Raw genomic sequence first — 14,406 nt, 5'->3', positions numbered from 1 at the left:
ACGGACACCTGCTGTGCGGCGTCGGCGCGCGCTCACGTGCGGCAACTGACCGACGCGGTACCGTTCGGCGCAGCAGCCCATGCGGAGGAGAAGCGTCGTGAGCGATCGCCGGCCTGTGCCCGAGCCGGAAGGGCCGCCGGCGGCTCGCGGGCCGGGCGCGCGCGACGCGGTGCGGCTCGCGTTGGTGGTCGGTGCGCTCGGCGTGGTGTTCGGCGACATCGGGACCAGCCCCATCTACACCCTGCAGACGGTGTTCAATCCGAGCGACCCGCATCCCGTCCCGGTCAGCACGCAGAACGTGTTCGGGGTGGTGTCGCTGGTGTTCTGGTCAGTGATGATCATCGTCACGGTCACCTACGTGCTGCTGGCGATGCGCGCCGACAACGACGGCGAAGGCGGCATCATGGCGCTGATCACGCTGCTGCGGCGGTGGAGCGCGCAGCGGGGCCGGCGGGCCGCCGCCGTGCTGGCGGCGCTGGGCATCTTCGGTGCCTCCCTGTTCTTCGGGGACAGCATGATCACCCCGGCGATCTCGGTGCTGTCCGCGGTCGAAGGGCTCAAGGTCGTCGAGCCGTCACTGGCGGACCTTGTCGTGCCGATCACCGCGATGATCATCGTGCTGCTGTTCCTGGTGCAACGCCGGGGGACCGCGGCGGTCGGGCGGGTGTTCGGGCCCGTGATGATCGTCTGGTTCGTGACCATCGGCGCGTGCGGCGTGGCCGGCATCGCCGATCACCCGGACATCCTCAAGGCGCTGTCGCCGACCTACGCGATCGGCTTCCTGACCGGTCATTTCGGCGTCGCCTTCTTCTCCCTGGCGGCGGTCGTGCTCGCGGTGACCGGCGCCGAGGCGTTGTACGCCGACATGGGGCACTTCGGCCGGCGGTCGATCAACCGCGCCTGGCTGATCCTCGTGTTCCCCGCGTGCGTTCTCAGCTATCTCGGCCAGGGCGCGCTGATCCTCGCCGATCCGGCCAACATCAGCAGCCCGTTCTTCCTGCTCGTCCCCGGCTGGGGGCGGCTGCCGACGGTCCTGCTGGCCACGGCGGCGACCGTGATCGCGTCCCAGGCGGTGATCACGGGCGCGTACTCGGTCGCGTCCCAGGCCGCGCAGCTCGGGTACCTGCCGCGGCTGCGGATCGCGCACACCTCCGAGTCCACCATGGGCCAGATCTACGTCCCCTGGATCAACTGGCTGCTGATGGTCTCGGTGCTCACCTTGGTCTTCGCCTTCCGCAGCTCCACGGCGCTGGCCTTCGCGTTCGGCATGGCGGTGACCGGGACGATCACCATCACGACCTTGCTGTTCTTCTACGTGGCGCGCGCGAAGTGGGGCACCCCGGTCTGGATCATCAGCCTCGGCGCGACCGTGCTGCTGGCGGTGGACCTGCTGTTCGTCGCGGCCAACCTGACCAAGCTCGTCCACGGCGCCTGGCTGCCGCTGCTGATCGGCCTGACCGCGTTCACCGTCATGACCACCTGGCAACGGGGCCGCGAGATCGTCACCGCGGAGCGCGAACGGCGGGAAGGGTCGCTGCGCGAGTTCATCGACCGGCTCCGCACCGGGAAGGCGCCGACGCGACGCGTCCCCGGCGCGGCCGTCTTCCTCAATCGCGGCAAGCGAACGGCGCCGCTGGCCATGCGGGCCAACGTCGAGCACAACCACGTCCGGCACGAGCACGTCCTGATCATGTCCATCGAGACCGAGCCCGTGCCCCGCGTTCCGGCCGGCCGGCGCATCGCCGTCGACGACCTCGGCTACGCCGACGACGGGATCTTCCACATCACCGCCCGCTTCGGCTACATGGAGACCCCGGACGTGCTCGGCGCGCTCGCGCTGCTCGACCCGGCCATGACCGAGGGCCGGCTGCGGCTCGACCAGGCGTCCTACTTCCTGTCGAAGGTCGAGCTCCGGCGTGGGACGGCTCCGACGATGGCGCCATGGCGCAAGCGGCTGTTCATCGCCACCTCGTACATCACCGCCGACGCCGCCGAGTACTTCGGCCTGCCCCGCGACCGCACGGTCATCATGGGCTCGCAGATCGAGGTATAGCGCCGACGCGGCGGTGGACCGCGAGGTTCACGGTGACGATGTGTCAGCCGGTGGATGAGCGCTCCGATACGTTTGACATATGGTGACAGCCCCTCCACAAGCTCCTCAAACCGCGCATACCGCGCCTGCCCGGCTGGCATGGCTGGATGCGTTGCGTGGCGTCGGGGCGCTCGCGGTCGTGGGAGAGCACCTGACGACCTGGGCCATGCCCTGGTTACGCCCTACCTCGTTCAATCTGGGCGTCTACGGCGTGCTGGTCTTCTTCCTGGTCAGCGGGTACATCATCCCGGCCTCGCTGGAACGGCGGGGCGGCGTGCGCGCCTTCTGGATCGGTCGCCTCTTCCGCCTCTATCCGCTCTACCTCCTGGTCATCGCCGTGGTGCTGGCCCTGTCGTGGTGGATCCCCGTACGCGAGGAGGTGCCCAGGGAGGCCGCGTCGGTGGTCGCGCACGCGACGATGCTGATGGACGCGATCGGCGCGGCCGGCGTGCTGAACACCATGTGGACGCTGTCGTACGAGATGGTCTTCTACCTGCTGGTCGCCGCGCTGTTCGTGACGGGCGTGCGTGATCGCTGCGCGCTGCTGCCGGTCCTGTTCGGGCTGATCTGTGCCGTGACCGGCCTGGTCCTGTCCGGCGCGCCGCTGTCGGGCGGGTGGCTGGCCTGGCTGTCGTTCGCGGTGTTCGTCGTCGGCCTGGTGGGTGTGATCTCCGGACGCGCGGTCACGGCCGGGTCATGCGTGCTGGGCGTCATGGCGCTGGCTCTGGTCCTGGTGAGCAGCCGGGTCCCGTGGTTCGCCGCCGGGATCCTCGCGGTCATGTTCGCCGGTACGGCGATTCGCCGGTGGGAGCGCGGCGACGGCCGGCTGTGGCCGGTGGCCGTGGCCGCCGCCCTGGTGACGGCGACGCCTCTGTGGGCGATCAACGCGGGATGGTGGTGGGTCCAGCCTGAGGTGTGGAGCCTGACCGTCGTCCTGGCGGGCGCCACCTTCGCCGCCGGCATGGCCTGGCGCAACCGCCGCGTGCCCGCCCTCCTCACCTGGCTCGGAACGATCAGCTACTCCCTCTACCTGGTGCACCTGCCGATCCTGCTCGTCGTCATGCAACTGGCAGGGGAGATGCGCTGGTCACCACTGCCCATGCAGATCGGCGTCAGCGTGCTCTTCCTCGGCGTGCTCCTGCCGGCCAGCTGGCTGAGCCACCGATTCGTCGAGCGGCCCCTGCAGCGGTTCGGCCGTCGCCTGGCTGACCGGCGCTCCGGCGCGGCGCGCGTACTCGCGTGAGGGACCACCGGGGCGTTCCTTCTCGGTGAGTTCGGCATACGGCAGCGGGCAGCCGGGGCAGGTGCAATCCATCAGACTGGTGCAGCGGGCGGCGACCACCTGCCCGAGCGTGTCCCGGATGGTGGTCAGGTCGGCGATCTTGCGCTCTATCTCGGCCCTCTTGGCCTTCGCCCGCTCTCGCAGGTCAGGGCTGGGGTGGCTGCGCCGTCCCGCCTCCAGCAGCTCAGCCACCTCCTCCAGGGTGAAGCCGAGCCGCTGGGCGGCTTTGATCACTCTCAGCAAGGTGACCGTCTCGGGTGAGTAGGCGCGATGCCCGCCGAGGGTCCGGTGCGGCTTGGCGATCAGGCCTCGGCGCTCGTAGTAGCGCAGGGTCTGGATGTTGACCCCGGCGAGCTCGGCTACTTGCCCGGTGCGCAGGTGGACGGGTTCGGTCTGCCGCGTCATGTCTTGCTGCTCCCGATGGATGTGCTGCTACGGCTGCCTTCCAAGGCCGACCCGGCCTGCTTCGGCGCGCGCCTGCAGGGCGTCGAGGACCTTGACGTGCTGCTCGGGTACCTGGACCTCCAGGCCCAGGGTGCCGTCCGCGATGGTGAGGGTGAAGGTGAAGAACGAGCAGCAGCCGCTCTCGCGGGCGGCCAGCTGCGCGGCTCGGGCGGCGTTGTCGGGAGCGAAGAGCAGATCGAGCCGCAGCCGGGTGCGGCCCGGCCGGTGGACCGCCTGTACGGCCCCAGCGAACAACGCGTCGAACTCGGCTCCGCGAAGCGGCTGCTCGGCGGTGGGCAGCGTGCACGCCGACGGCACCCACTGCTGGTCCAGGGGCATGGCCTCTCGTGTCATGCCTCGACGGTAAACCTGTACCCAGGTACCGAATGCAACCCGTGCAGTCGGGGTCGGTCAATCGTGCCGGGGGATGCCCGACACCTCGTGGTCGGCGTGGAAGAGGGCCTCCTTGATGAGCGAGCGGACGTGGGCGTCACGTGCCCGGTACAGCACGCGACGCCCGTCCCTGCGCGTCTCCACCAGACCGGCGAAGCGGAGTTTCGCCAGGTGCTGCGAGACCGAGGGGCGCGCGACGGCGATCGCCTCGGCGAGGCTGGTGACGTCGTACTCGCCGGACGACAGCAGCCACATCAGCCGCAACCGCGTGCCGTCGCTGAGCAGGCGGAACGCGTCGACAGCCGCGCTGACCTGCTTGTCAGTGGGTTGCTCCTGCACAGGGTTGGCACCTGATTCGTTGTCGCGTGCGTACATGACTACATATGATGCCGGGCAGGGTGACTTCGGGCAAGGAGGGTGGACATGTCGGATCAGCACGGACACGGACACGGGCATGGACACGGGCACGAACATGGACACGGGCACGAACATGGACACGGGCACGAACATGGACACGGGCACGGACATGGACACGGACACGGGCATGGACACGGGCACGGACATGAACACGGGCATGGGCGCGATCGGGGGATCAAGCGGGCGCTCGCCGGGGTCAAGCATCTGGTCACCCCGCACAGCCACGACAGCGCGGACAAGACCGACGCGGCGCTGGAATCCAGCAGCCGCGGCATGCGGGTGCTGGCCATCTCGTTCGCCGCGCTCATGGTCACCGCCGTGGCCCAGGCGGTCATCGTCGCCTTCTCCGGGTCGGTGGCCCTGCTCGGCGACACCCTGCACAACTTCGCCGACGCGCTGACCGCCGTCCCGCTGGCGATCGCGTTCTCGGTCGGCCGGCGGATGGCCACCCGCCGCTTCACCTACGGATACGGGCGGGCCGAGGACCTGGCCGGCATCGTCATCGTGCTGCTCATCACCGCCTCGGCCGCCTTCGCGGGCTACGAGGCGGTCAAGCGGCTCATCGATCCGCAGAACGTCGAGGCGCTCGCCTGGGTGGCCGGCGCCGGGTTCGTCGGCTTCCTGGGCAACGAGCTCGTGGCCCGCTACCGGATCTCCGTCGGCCGCGAGATCGGCTCGGCCGCCCTGGTGGCCGACGGGCTGCACGCGCGTACCGACGGCTTCACCTCGCTGGCCGTCCTCCTCGGCGCCGGCGGCGCCGCGCTGGGCTTCCCCATCGCTGACCCGATCGTGGGCCTGCTGATCACCGTGGCCATCTGCTTCGTGCTGCGCGACGCCGCCCGCGAGATCTACCACCGGCTCATGGACGCCGTCGACCCCGCCCTGGTCGAGCGGGCCGAGCAGATCCTGTCCGCGGTGCCCGGCGTCAGGCGGGTGGGGTCCGTACGGCTGCGCTGGATCGGCCACGCGATGCGCGCCGAGGTGGAGATCCAGGTCGATCATGAGCTGTCCCTCGTCGAGGCGCACGCCGTGGCGGTGGAGGCCGAGCATCGGCTGATTCACGACCTGCCGAAACTGAGCGCCGCCACCGTCCACGCCGACCCCGACGGCCCTTCCGGAACGGACCACCACGCACCCCTGCTGGCACACCGCTAGACGGGCGGCAGCCGGGCCGGGTCAGCCGGTGGTCGCGGCGGCGAAGGACTCGATGGCGGCGGCGACCTTGGCGGGTGCGGCCGCGTGCGCGCTGTGTCCCTGGCCGTGCAGCACCACGCGTTCGGCGCGGGGCAGCGCGCGAGCCAGCGCATCCAGGCGTTCGCCCAGGTGGCCGGGGCTGCGGTCGCCGCCGAGCAGTAACACCGGGGTGTCGACCCCGGCGTAGGCGTCGAGGCGGACGCCGAGCTGGTCGATCGCCTCGTTGTCGTCGATCTGGTGGGGGACGAGCGGGCGCAGCCGCGGGCTGAGAGCAACGAACAGGCCGCTGAGGAAGGCCGCCCAGGCCGGCAGCCGTACGGTGTCGCGGAGGAACATCCGCAGCGCCCTGCCGGGGTGACCGGCCGCGATGGCCTGCCGCGCGCGGAGGTTGATCTCGCCGCCGGGGCCACCGAGCGGGGGCCCGATCACGACCGGTGGCTCGTACAGGACGGCGCCCGTGAAGGTGCCGGGCGCGGCGACCAGCGACTCCAGGGCGACCACCGCGCCGGAGGAGTGGCCGACGAGCAGAACCGGGGTGCCGATCTCTCGTGCCGCGGCGAGCACGTGCTGGACCTCCTGCGGGATCGTCGCGGGGCCGGGCAGGTCCTGGCGGTACTGGCGCCGGTGCAGGCGCACGACCCGGTGGCCCGGCGTCAGCAGGGCTGCCACTTTGGCCCAGGAGCGGCCGTCGTCCAGCCCCGGGTGGAGGATCAGCAGGGCCGGCCCCTGTCCCTCGTCGATGGCGCGGACCTGGGTGCCGTCAGATGCCGTGGTGATGAGCATGGTGACCTCCTTAGCAATGCTAAGGCTAGCTTAGCGATGCTAAGGTGGCAATGATGAGCGACCGCGGACGGGCCGGGCTGACCCGGCAGACGATGATCGACGCCGCGCTGCGGCTGCTGGACGAGGTCGGCCTGGAGGGGCTGACGGTCCGCGCACTCGCCACGAAGCTGGGCGTCCAGTCGCCCGCGCTCTACTGGCACATCCGCACCAAGCAGGAGCTCTTGGACGGCATGGCCGACGCGATCGTGCAGTCAGCGGGCATGGGGCCACCGCGGCAGGGGGAGACCTGGCAGGAGTGGCTGGCCCGGCGCGCCCGCGCCTACCGGGCCGCGCTGCTCGCCCACCGGGACGGCGCCCGCATCGTGGCCGGCGCGTCGGCACTGGGCCCGGATACCGTGCGGATGTTCGAGGCGGAGCTGGCCGCGATGACCGGCTGCGGATTCACCCCCGTGCTCGCGATACGTACGATCAGCACCCTCACGCACTACATCACTGGATTCGTCCTTCAGGAGCAGGCCACCCGCCCCGCGGCACGGCCGATCGAAGAACCCGTACCGACCCTGGCGGCAGCCCTGCGCGAGGGCGGCAGCCCGCTCAGCGAGGACGCCTTCGAGCACGGCCTCCATGCGATCATCACCGGGACGGCCGCCGCCCTGGCGTGAGGGCGCCCGCCGACCTCGGTCCGGCCGTCAGGATCGGACGAGCGCGGCCAGCAGGTCAGCGGCCGGGGCCAGCACGGCCTCGTCCAGGTCGAAGGTCGGCGAATGACGTGGTCCGTACGTTCCGGCGCCCACGAGAAGGTGTCCGGCGAGCCCGCCGCGTCCTGGACGTGCCGCATGAACAGCGTCGCGTCGTCGCTCGCGCGCAGGGGACGCGGTGCGCGGTCGCCCTCGGATTCTCCGGCGGAGGGTTCAAGTACGCGCCGGCGGTCGGCGAGGTCTGCCCGGCCTCCTGGTGGACGGTGTCACCGAGGCCGGCATCCGGCCACGGTGTCACCGAGGCCGGCATCCGGCCACGGTGTCACCGAGGCCGGCATCCGGCAGTTCGCACCGGGGCGCTCCGCGACGGCGTGAGCGGGCCGCCCAGCAGGGACGGCGGCGCCGTCCCTGCTCGGCCGGGCGCCGGGGTGGCTACGCCCAGGGTGAGGCGACGACCCAGCTCACGTCGTCGGCCCACGACGTCGCGCTGTCGAAGGTGTTCGATCCGCCCTCGCTGCCGATGTAGACGATGTTGTTGTAGTGGCGCAGCAGGCGGTTCGGGAAGTTGAAGGAGGCCCAGGAAAGGCCCTGGCCGTTCATGCCGGGCTGCGGGCAGAAGGTGGCGTCGTTGGCGAACAGGGCGCTGCCGTCGTTGGCGCCCCGGTAGAGCTGGTAGTTGCTGTGCCGCAGGTAGCTGCCGGGGTAGTTCTTCGACTCGAACGACACGCAGGCGCTGTAGGCCAGGCCGTTGCGCACGATCCACGTGGCGTCGTTCTTGTCCAGGGACGAGCTGCCGGAGGTGATCACGGACGTGACGGCCTGGTCGTTCTGGTGGCGGATGTAGCGGCCGGTGCAGCAGGCCGTCGTCGCGCGCAGCGAGATCGACGTGCCGGCGGCGGGTGTCCCGCTGGGCCGGGCGGCCGTGGTGTAGCCGGCGGCGACGATGTTGGCCTGGACGGCGTTCTCGGTGGCGTCCGTCGGATAGCCGGAGGTCATCACGCCTTCGTAGAAGGTGCCGGCGGAGCTGTTGCTGTTGTCTCCGCCGATGCCGAGGATGATGGCCCCTTCCTTCTTCATCGGGTTGTAGCCGGCGACGTTGGGGCGCGCCCCGTTGTAGTAGGTGGACAGGCTGCCGGACTGGGCGTTGCCGGCCCGGATCGACCAGTGGTTCGGCTCGCCCTTGACGATGGCGGTCAGGTAGCGGTGGTTGACGGTCGGGTCGTTGGCGTTGTAGCCGGCGTTCACGCCGGAGAACAGGCCGTTCTCCAGGTCGGCCATGACCCAGGGGCCGTTGCCGGTGCCGTAGCCCCAGGCCTTGATGTTGCCGAAGTAGATGGCCTCCATGGTGCCGTTGCCGTTGTCGCGGCTGTTGGTCTCGGCGTTGCCGTAGTCGAAGCAGCAGCCGGCGTTGTAGTGCGTGCCGTCGAAGACGGCGTACATGCCTTCCGGCTGGTCGCCCCTCGCGATGCCGTTGGTGCTGTTGTTGCGGTAGCCGGTGCCGGGGGCCACGAACACGCCGTACGCCTTGTGCCCGCCGACCATGGTGGGCGCCGCCGTCGCCACGGCGAGGTTGTCGTACCCGCCCGCTGCCGGGCCGGAGAAGCCGCCGGGAGGCGCCTGGGTCAGATGGTTGCCGCGTCCCGACTGGTCGTAGATGACGGTGATCACACACGTCGTACGGGCGCAGAAGGAGTCCTGCGCCGCGGCGTTGGCGTATCCGCCCGCGCTGAGCAGGCCGATGTTCTGGGTGGCGTTGTCCGAGGAGCGGCGCACCTGGTACAGCGGGCCGTTGTAGGCGGCGTACAGGGCGCGGGTCGTGCTGTGGGCCGCCACGCACGGGGTGCCGCCGGCGGCGTAGAGGTCGCACGACTGCGACGCGGCGGCCTGCGACGCGGCGGGGACGCCGGCCAGCAGGCCGGCGGCGAGCGCGACGGCGGCCCCGGCGGACAGCATCGTCCTTTTCACGTGCCGTAATCCGGAACGGACGATCATCATGAACCTCTGCCTTTCTCGGGGGGCATCGCGAATGCTGGAAAACATCGTGGATGTTAGCGCTAACATTTCAGCTGCTCGACGACCCCCGGAGGCGCCGCTTCGTGGGTTGACGGGCTCACTATGAATCGGAAGTGATTGTTAGTCAAGGTTTTCAGAACCGGTCACTCCTGAGAATGAAAAGCGCTGTCCGTCGTGAGAGTGATGCGCCGCGCGGCATGAATCCCGATACTGAGCGGGATGCCCGGACTCACTGAGCGGCTGCGCACCCGGATCCGAAGCGCGCCCCCACGCGTGGTCGACATCGCGATCACCGTCGTCGTGACGGCCGCCACCGTCGGTCCCGCGCTGGTCCCGCCTTCGCAGCCGTGGTGGGTGGTCGCGCTGGCCGCGCTGGCTTCGGTGCCGGTGCTGTGGCGGCGGACGGCGCCACTCGTGGTGACCGCTGTGGTCGGGCTGGCGATGACGGCGCTGGTGCTGTGGGAGAAGCCGATGCTGCCGTACGGGCCGCTGGTGGGCACCTACACCGTCGCCGCGCTGAGCCCGCCGCTGCTGCGGCTGGTGGCCGTCCCGGTCATCGGCGCCGGGGTGTACGTCTCGCTCGTCCTGCCGCAGGAGGGCCTGGAGTCCTACCGGGTGGTCGGTACGGCGTTCGTCGCGGCGTACGCGCTGGGCACCAGCACCCGCGCCCGCCGCGCCCGAGCCGCCGAGCTGGCCGAACGCGCCCTGCGGCTGGAGCGGGAGCGAGCCATCGCCGCGGCTCACGAGCGGGCTCGCATCGCCCGGGACATGCACGACATCCTTACCCACTCGGTCGGCCTCATCGTCGTCCAGGCCGAGGCCGGGCCGCTGGTGCTCCGGGCCGATCCCGAACGCGCGGAGGCCGCCTTCGATGCGATCGCCGACACCGGCCGGGGCGCGATCGCCCAGCTGCGGGCCCTGCTCGGCGCGATGCGCTCGGACCAGGACGGTCACCGGGTGCCGCAACCCGGGCTCGCGGCCCTGCCGGAGCTGGTCGAGCGGACCGGCCGTACCGGACTGCGGGTGGCCTTGACCAGCGACGGCCCGCCGCGGCAGCTTCCCGCGGAGGTCGACGTGGCGGCGTACCGGATCGTGCAGGAGGCGTTGACGAACGTGCTGCGCCACGCCCACGCGCGCACCGCGCGGGTACGACTGTGCTGGACGCCGGGCGCGCTGCGGGTCGAGGTAGCCGACGACGGCAAGGGCGCGGACGGCGCCGCCGGAGGGCACGGCCTGATCGGGATGCGCGAACGGGCCACCGCTTGCGGGGGGACGCTGCACGCCGGCCCGGGAGACGAGGGCTTCGTCGTGGTGGCGACGCTTCCGGCTGGATAGGCCCATGCTCCGCGTGCTCGTAGCCGACGACCAGGATCTGTTCCGGGGCGGCTTCGCCATGATCCTGAACGCCCAGGCCGACTTCACCGTCGTCGGCGAGGCGGCCGACGGCGCCGAGGCCGTCCGGGCCGCCACCGAGCTGTGCCCGGACGTCGTCCTGATGGACATCCGGATGCCCGGCATGGATGGGATCGAGGCGACCGAGCGGATCTGTGCGGTGACGTCCGCCAAAGTGCTGGTGTTGACCATGTTCGACCTGGACGAGTACGTCTACGAGGCTCTGCGCGCCGGGGCCAGCGGGTTCCTGCTGAAGGACATCCGCCGCGACGAGCTGGCCGCGGCGGTGCGCGTGGTGGCGGCCGGAGAGTCGCTGCTGGCGCCCACGGTGACCAGACGTCTCATCGAGGATCTGGTCCTGCGGCCGAATCACGGGGTGGCGCCCAGGCTGGCCGCCCGCCTCTCCGAGCTGACCGGCCGCGAGGCCGAGACGCTGCGGCTGGTGGCTCGGGGGCTGTCCAACGCGGAGATCGCCGGTGAGATGGTCGTCAGCGAGTACACGGTCAAGAGCCATGTCAGCCGGATCCTGACGAAGCTGGGGCTGCGGGATCGGGTGCAGGCGGTCGTCTTCGCCTACGAGTCGGGGCTCGTCGTCGCCGGCGGCCCCTGAATGGTCCGTTGGGGGGAGTGCGGAGATCACTCTGGCCGCCGATGTGGGGGTGGGGCTCCGGTGCGGAGTATCGAGGCAGTTTCCTGGCGGAGGAGTCTGCTCGATGAGATCACAACGATGGTGGCTGGTCGCCGCGGCGGTGCTGTCGGCCACGCTGTTCTGGCTCGGTACCGGCTTGCGGCCGGTGCCGTGGTGTACGTGGATCGCGCCGATCCCGGTCCTCGTCCTGGCGCCGCGCTGCTCGGCGCGTGCGGTGGCGGCCGCCGCGTCCATGGCCTGGCTCGCCGGCCAGACCCCCATGTGGGGATATTTCCTGAACACGGTGCAGATTCCGCCGGTGATGGTCGTCCTCCTGCTCACCGGTTCGGCGCTGCTGTTCGGTCTGGTGGTGATCGCTTACCGGGGCCTGATGCTGCGCGGACATCCGCTGACGGCCGTCGGCGCCGTCCCGGCGGCGTGGGTCGCCATCGAGTACGCGCTGTCGCTGATCACGCCGAACGGCGCCTGGTGGAGCCTGGCCTACACCCAGGCCGACGTCCTTCCCGTCATCCAGATCGCCTCGGCCACCGGGTCATGGGGGGTGACGTTCCTGCTGATGGGAGCCGCGGCCGCGGCCGCCTCCCTGCTGACCCCCGGTGCGGCCGGCCGGGTGCGGGTGGCCGTGACCGCCGCGGTGGTCGCGGCCGTGGCGGCGGGGTACGGGTTCTGGCAGCTACGACCGGTCGAAGCGGGGACGGCGGTCAGGGTGGCGCTGCTGGCCACCGACCGGTCGATCGACCCGGTGGCGGTGACCGACCCCGAGGGGCGAAGCCTGCTGGCCGGCTACATGAGCCGCATCCCGGCCCTGGCCGAGCGCGGCGCCGGCGTCGTCGTTCTCCCGGAGAAGGTGTTCCGGGTGGACGAGGCGGACCTGCCGTCGCTCGCCGGCCCGCTGTCCCGGCTCGCCTCCGCCCACCGCCTCGACATCATCGTCGGGCTGGTCCTCGTCCGGGACGGGCGCGAGTACAACGCGGCCATCGACTTCCCCTCCCACGGCGGCCGGCCCGTCGAGTACGTCAAGCGCCACCTCGTCCCCGGCCTGGAGAGCGACTTCCAGGCCGGAACGGCGCAGGCGTACGTGCCCGGGTCCGGCGGGCGCTGGGCGATCGCTATCTGCTTCGACCTCGATTTCCCCGGCCTGGTCCGCGACTACCGGCGCGACGGGGCGACCGCGCTGTACGTGCCCGCCTGGGATTTCGGCGCCGACGCGTGGCTGCACAGCCGGATGGCGGTCACGCGCGGGATCGAGAACGGCCTGACGGTGACGCGGGCGTCCCGGCAGGGCGCCCTGACGGTGAGCGACCCCAACGGCCGCCTGCTGGCCGAGGCCCGCACCACGGACGGCTCCTTCGTGTCGGTGACGGCGGACGTGCCGGACCGTGCGGTGGCGACTCCGTACACCAGGTTCGGTGACTGGTTCGCGTGGGCCTGCGCCCTGCTGCCGGCCGCGATAGGCGCGGTCAGGGCATCACGCCGATTCCGGGCACACGGGTAGCTCGGCGGGAGCCTGCGAGCGGGCGGATTCCCGGTGCTCCGGTGGCGCCGTCACCGGGGCGCGGGGACGCAGCACGGCATGGGCCAGCACGCCCAGCGCGCCCGCGACCAGCACGGACAGCGCGGCCAGCGTCGCGGACCGCCAGTCGCCGCCGTCCAGCGTGCCGAAGAAGACGGTGCCGGTGATCGTGCAGCCGAGCACGCCCCCGGTCTCCTGGACGGTTCCGAGCACCCCGGCCGTGGCTCCCGCCCGCTCGGGGCGTACGGCCGACAGCACCGAGGAGAGCAGCGGCGACATGATCAGCCCCATCCCGGCCCCGACCACGAGGAGGGCCACGGCCACCTGGTACGGCTGCGCCGCGCGTGCCACGACGTCGTACAGGAGGCACAGCCCGAGCAGCAGCACGGGCGCGCCGAAGCGCCCGGGCCGGAGGGAGGCGGCGAAGAAGCCCGCGTTGAGCGCGGTGCACACGGCTCCGGCGGCGAGCGGGTCGAGGCCGAGGCCGTCCTGCAGGTAGAGGGCGAGCACGAACGACAGCCCGGCCGAGGTGCCGAACAGCAGCGCCACGGCGACCAGGCCCCAGGCGAACGCCCGGTCGGCGAACACGCCGAGGTCGAGCAGCGGGGTCCGCCCCGAGGCCGCCAGCCGCCGCTGACGGCGGACGAACGCGGCCAGGACCGGGCCGCAGGCGGCCAGACACCACCAGGCCCACGGCGGCCAGCCCTGTTCGCGGCCCTCGATCAGGGGCAGCACGATCGCCACCTGCCCGGCGGTCACGAGCCCGGTCCCGACCAGGTCGAGCCCGGCTCGGGGCGGGCGAGGCGCGGCTCGCGGCCACGGCAGGGGCCGGGGGAGCAGGCGTGCGGCCATGGCCAGCGCCGCGGCGCCGATGGGTACGTTCACCAGGAAGCAGGCCCGCCAGCCCAGCCCCAGCGGATCGGTGGCCACCAGCGCACCGCCGATCACCTGGCCGCTGACCCCGGCCAGGCCGACGGCCGTGCCGTACCAGCGGAAGGCCGTGGCCCGGTCGGCGCCCCGGTAGAGCTCCCCGAGCAGCGTGAGCACCTGCGGCGCGAGCAGCGCCGCCGCGACGCCCTGCGCGACCCTGGCCGCCACCAGCCAGGCCGCGTCGCCCGCGAGCCCGCACCCCGCCGACGCCAGCGTGAACAGCGCCAGCCCGGCGCGGAACATCCGCCGGTGCCCGTACAGGTCGCCGAGCCGCCCGGAGGTGATCAGCCCGGCCGCGTACGCCAGCCCGTACCCGGCGACCACGAACTGCACCGCGGCGTCACCGGCCCGCAGGTCGGCGCGGATGGACGGGACGGCCAGGTTCGCGACGAAGAAGTCCAGCGTGGTCACGAACACCGCGACCAGCAGCACGGGCAGCGCCGCCCAGCGGCGGGTAGGCATGAAGGGCTCCAGAGGACCGGGGGAGGGACGTCGGCAAGAACACCGCGGTGCGGCGATCGGTTGACCCTCACCCTGGGACGGCGGAGTTATGGATCGCTTCGGATCGGCTACGGGTTTGCGTTCGAGCGCGCTCGAAGCCGTAGC

Annotated in this window: 12 protein-coding genes and 1 pseudogene; 7 read left to right on the top strand and 6 right to left on the bottom strand. The window is 71.6% G+C overall.

Annotated features, from left to right (window positions below; all coding sequences use genetic code 11):
• Positions 1–97: 97 nt before the first annotated feature.
• Together HD596_RS55525 and HD596_RS55520 are read left to right on the top strand one after the other, a co-directional pair.
• On the top strand, positions 98–2,053 hold the full coding sequence (locus tag HD596_RS55525) for a potassium transporter Kup (RefSeq protein ID WP_221520059.1): 1,956 nt from the start codon (positions 98–100) through the stop codon (positions 2,051–2,053).
• Between the two features lie 151 nt (positions 2,054–2,204).
• Positions 2,205–3,335: an acyltransferase family protein gene (locus tag HD596_RS55520; RefSeq protein WP_246555486.1), complete on the top strand. Its 1,131-nt coding sequence runs from the start codon at positions 2,205–2,207 to the stop codon at positions 3,333–3,335.
• A 111-nt stretch (positions 3,336–3,446) separates the two neighbouring features.
• Here HD596_RS55520 and HD596_RS55515 read toward each other — a convergent pair.
• From HD596_RS55515 to HD596_RS55505, 3 genes and pseudogenes are all read right to left on the bottom strand, one after another.
• A pseudogene (locus tag HD596_RS55515) lies at positions 3,447–3,779 on the bottom strand (MerR family transcriptional regulator); the annotation flags it as partial.
• Between the two features lie 27 nt (positions 3,780–3,806).
• Complete coding sequence (locus HD596_RS55510) at positions 3,807–4,172, bottom strand: hypothetical protein (RefSeq protein ID WP_185077444.1); 366 nt, start codon at positions 4,170–4,172, stop codon at positions 3,807–3,809.
• A gap of 57 nt (positions 4,173–4,229) precedes the next feature.
• Complete coding sequence (locus HD596_RS55505) at positions 4,230–4,550, bottom strand: ArsR/SmtB family transcription factor (RefSeq protein WP_313047199.1); 321 nt, start codon at positions 4,548–4,550, stop codon at positions 4,230–4,232.
• An 84-nt stretch (positions 4,551–4,634) separates the two neighbouring features.
• Here HD596_RS55505 and HD596_RS55500 point away from each other — a divergent pair, with 84 nt between their 5' ends.
• On the top strand, positions 4,635–5,783 hold the full coding sequence (locus tag HD596_RS55500) for a cation diffusion facilitator family transporter (protein WP_185077442.1): 1,149 nt from the start codon (positions 4,635–4,637) through the stop codon (positions 5,781–5,783).
• 21 nt (positions 5,784–5,804) lie between these two features.
• Here HD596_RS55500 and HD596_RS55495 read toward each other — a convergent pair whose 3' ends face one another.
• Positions 5,805–6,605 (bottom strand): alpha/beta fold hydrolase, encoded by an 801-nt coding sequence (locus HD596_RS55495; RefSeq protein ID WP_185077441.1) that lies wholly within the window; start codon positions 6,603–6,605, stop codon positions 5,805–5,807.
• Positions 6,606–6,658: 53 nt separating this feature from the next.
• On the opposite strand from HD596_RS55495, the gene HD596_RS55490 reads away from it, so the two are divergent.
• The gene (locus tag HD596_RS55490; protein ID WP_185077440.1) at positions 6,659–7,267 is read left to right on the top strand and encodes a TetR/AcrR family transcriptional regulator C-terminal domain-containing protein; all 609 of its coding nucleotides are present in this window, start codon (positions 6,659–6,661) and stop codon (positions 7,265–7,267) included.
• Positions 7,268–7,735: 468 nt separating this feature from the next.
• Here HD596_RS55490 and HD596_RS64470 read toward each other — a convergent pair whose 3' ends face one another.
• A complete protein-coding gene (locus HD596_RS64470) occupies positions 7,736–9,268 on the bottom strand; it encodes an alpha-L-arabinofuranosidase B (protein WP_221520058.1) in 1,533 nt (510 codons plus the stop codon).
• Positions 9,269–9,535: 267 nt separating this feature from the next.
• Here HD596_RS64470 and HD596_RS55480 point away from each other — a divergent pair, with 267 nt between their 5' ends.
• The 3 genes from HD596_RS55480 (at position 9,536) to HD596_RS55470 (ending at position 12,852) form a co-directional block, all read left to right on the top strand.
• Entirely contained in the window at positions 9,536–10,651 is a 1,116-nt protein-coding gene (locus HD596_RS55480) for a sensor histidine kinase (RefSeq protein ID WP_185077439.1), read from the top strand.
• Between the two features lie 4 nt (positions 10,652–10,655).
• On the top strand, positions 10,656–11,318 hold the full coding sequence (locus HD596_RS55475) for a response regulator (RefSeq protein ID WP_185077438.1): 663 nt from the start codon (positions 10,656–10,658) through the stop codon (positions 11,316–11,318).
• 103 nt (positions 11,319–11,421) lie between these two features.
• Complete coding sequence (locus HD596_RS55470) at positions 11,422–12,852, top strand: nitrilase-related carbon-nitrogen hydrolase (RefSeq protein WP_185077437.1); 1,431 nt, start codon at positions 11,422–11,424, stop codon at positions 12,850–12,852.
• Here the strand turns inward: HD596_RS55470 and HD596_RS55465 are convergent.
• The gene (locus tag HD596_RS55465) at positions 12,826–14,262 is read right to left on the bottom strand and encodes an MFS transporter (protein WP_185077436.1); all 1,437 of its coding nucleotides are present in this window, start codon (positions 14,260–14,262) and stop codon (positions 12,826–12,828) included. The genes HD596_RS55470 and HD596_RS55465 overlap by 27 nt on opposite strands.
• Positions 14,263–14,406 lie beyond the last annotated feature (144 nt).

Origin of the sequence: Nonomuraea jabiensis (assembly GCF_014204795.1) — a bacterium.
Taxonomy (GTDB): domain Bacteria; phylum Actinomycetota; class Actinomycetes; order Streptosporangiales; family Streptosporangiaceae; genus Nonomuraea; species Nonomuraea jabiensis.
This window is presented reverse-complemented; position numbering and strand designations above follow the sequence as displayed.

Bases quoted from the DNA above. Each gene is read 5' to 3' on its own strand.
- HD596_RS55500 (WP_185077442.1), top strand. From the start codon at position 4,635: ATGTCGGATCAGCACGGACACGGACACGGGCATGGACACGGGCACGAA.
- HD596_RS55510 (WP_185077444.1), bottom strand. From the start codon at position 4,172: ATGACACGAGAGGCCATGCCCCTGGACCAGCAGTGGGTGCCGTCGGCG.
- HD596_RS55465 (WP_185077436.1), bottom strand. From the start codon at position 14,262: ATGCCTACCCGCCGCTGGGCGGCGCTGCCCGTGCTGCTGGTCGCGGTG.
- HD596_RS55475 (WP_185077438.1), top strand. From the start codon at position 10,656: ATGCTCCGCGTGCTCGTAGCCGACGACCAGGATCTGTTCCGGGGCGGC.
- HD596_RS55480 (WP_185077439.1), top strand. From the start codon at position 9,536: ATGCCCGGACTCACTGAGCGGCTGCGCACCCGGATCCGAAGCGCGCCC.
- HD596_RS55470 (WP_185077437.1), top strand. From the start codon at position 11,422: ATGAGATCACAACGATGGTGGCTGGTCGCCGCGGCGGTGCTGTCGGCC.
- HD596_RS55490 (WP_185077440.1), top strand. From the start codon at position 6,659: ATGAGCGACCGCGGACGGGCCGGGCTGACCCGGCAGACGATGATCGAC.
- HD596_RS55495 (WP_185077441.1), bottom strand. From the start codon at position 6,605: ATGCTCATCACCACGGCATCTGACGGCACCCAGGTCCGCGCCATCGAC.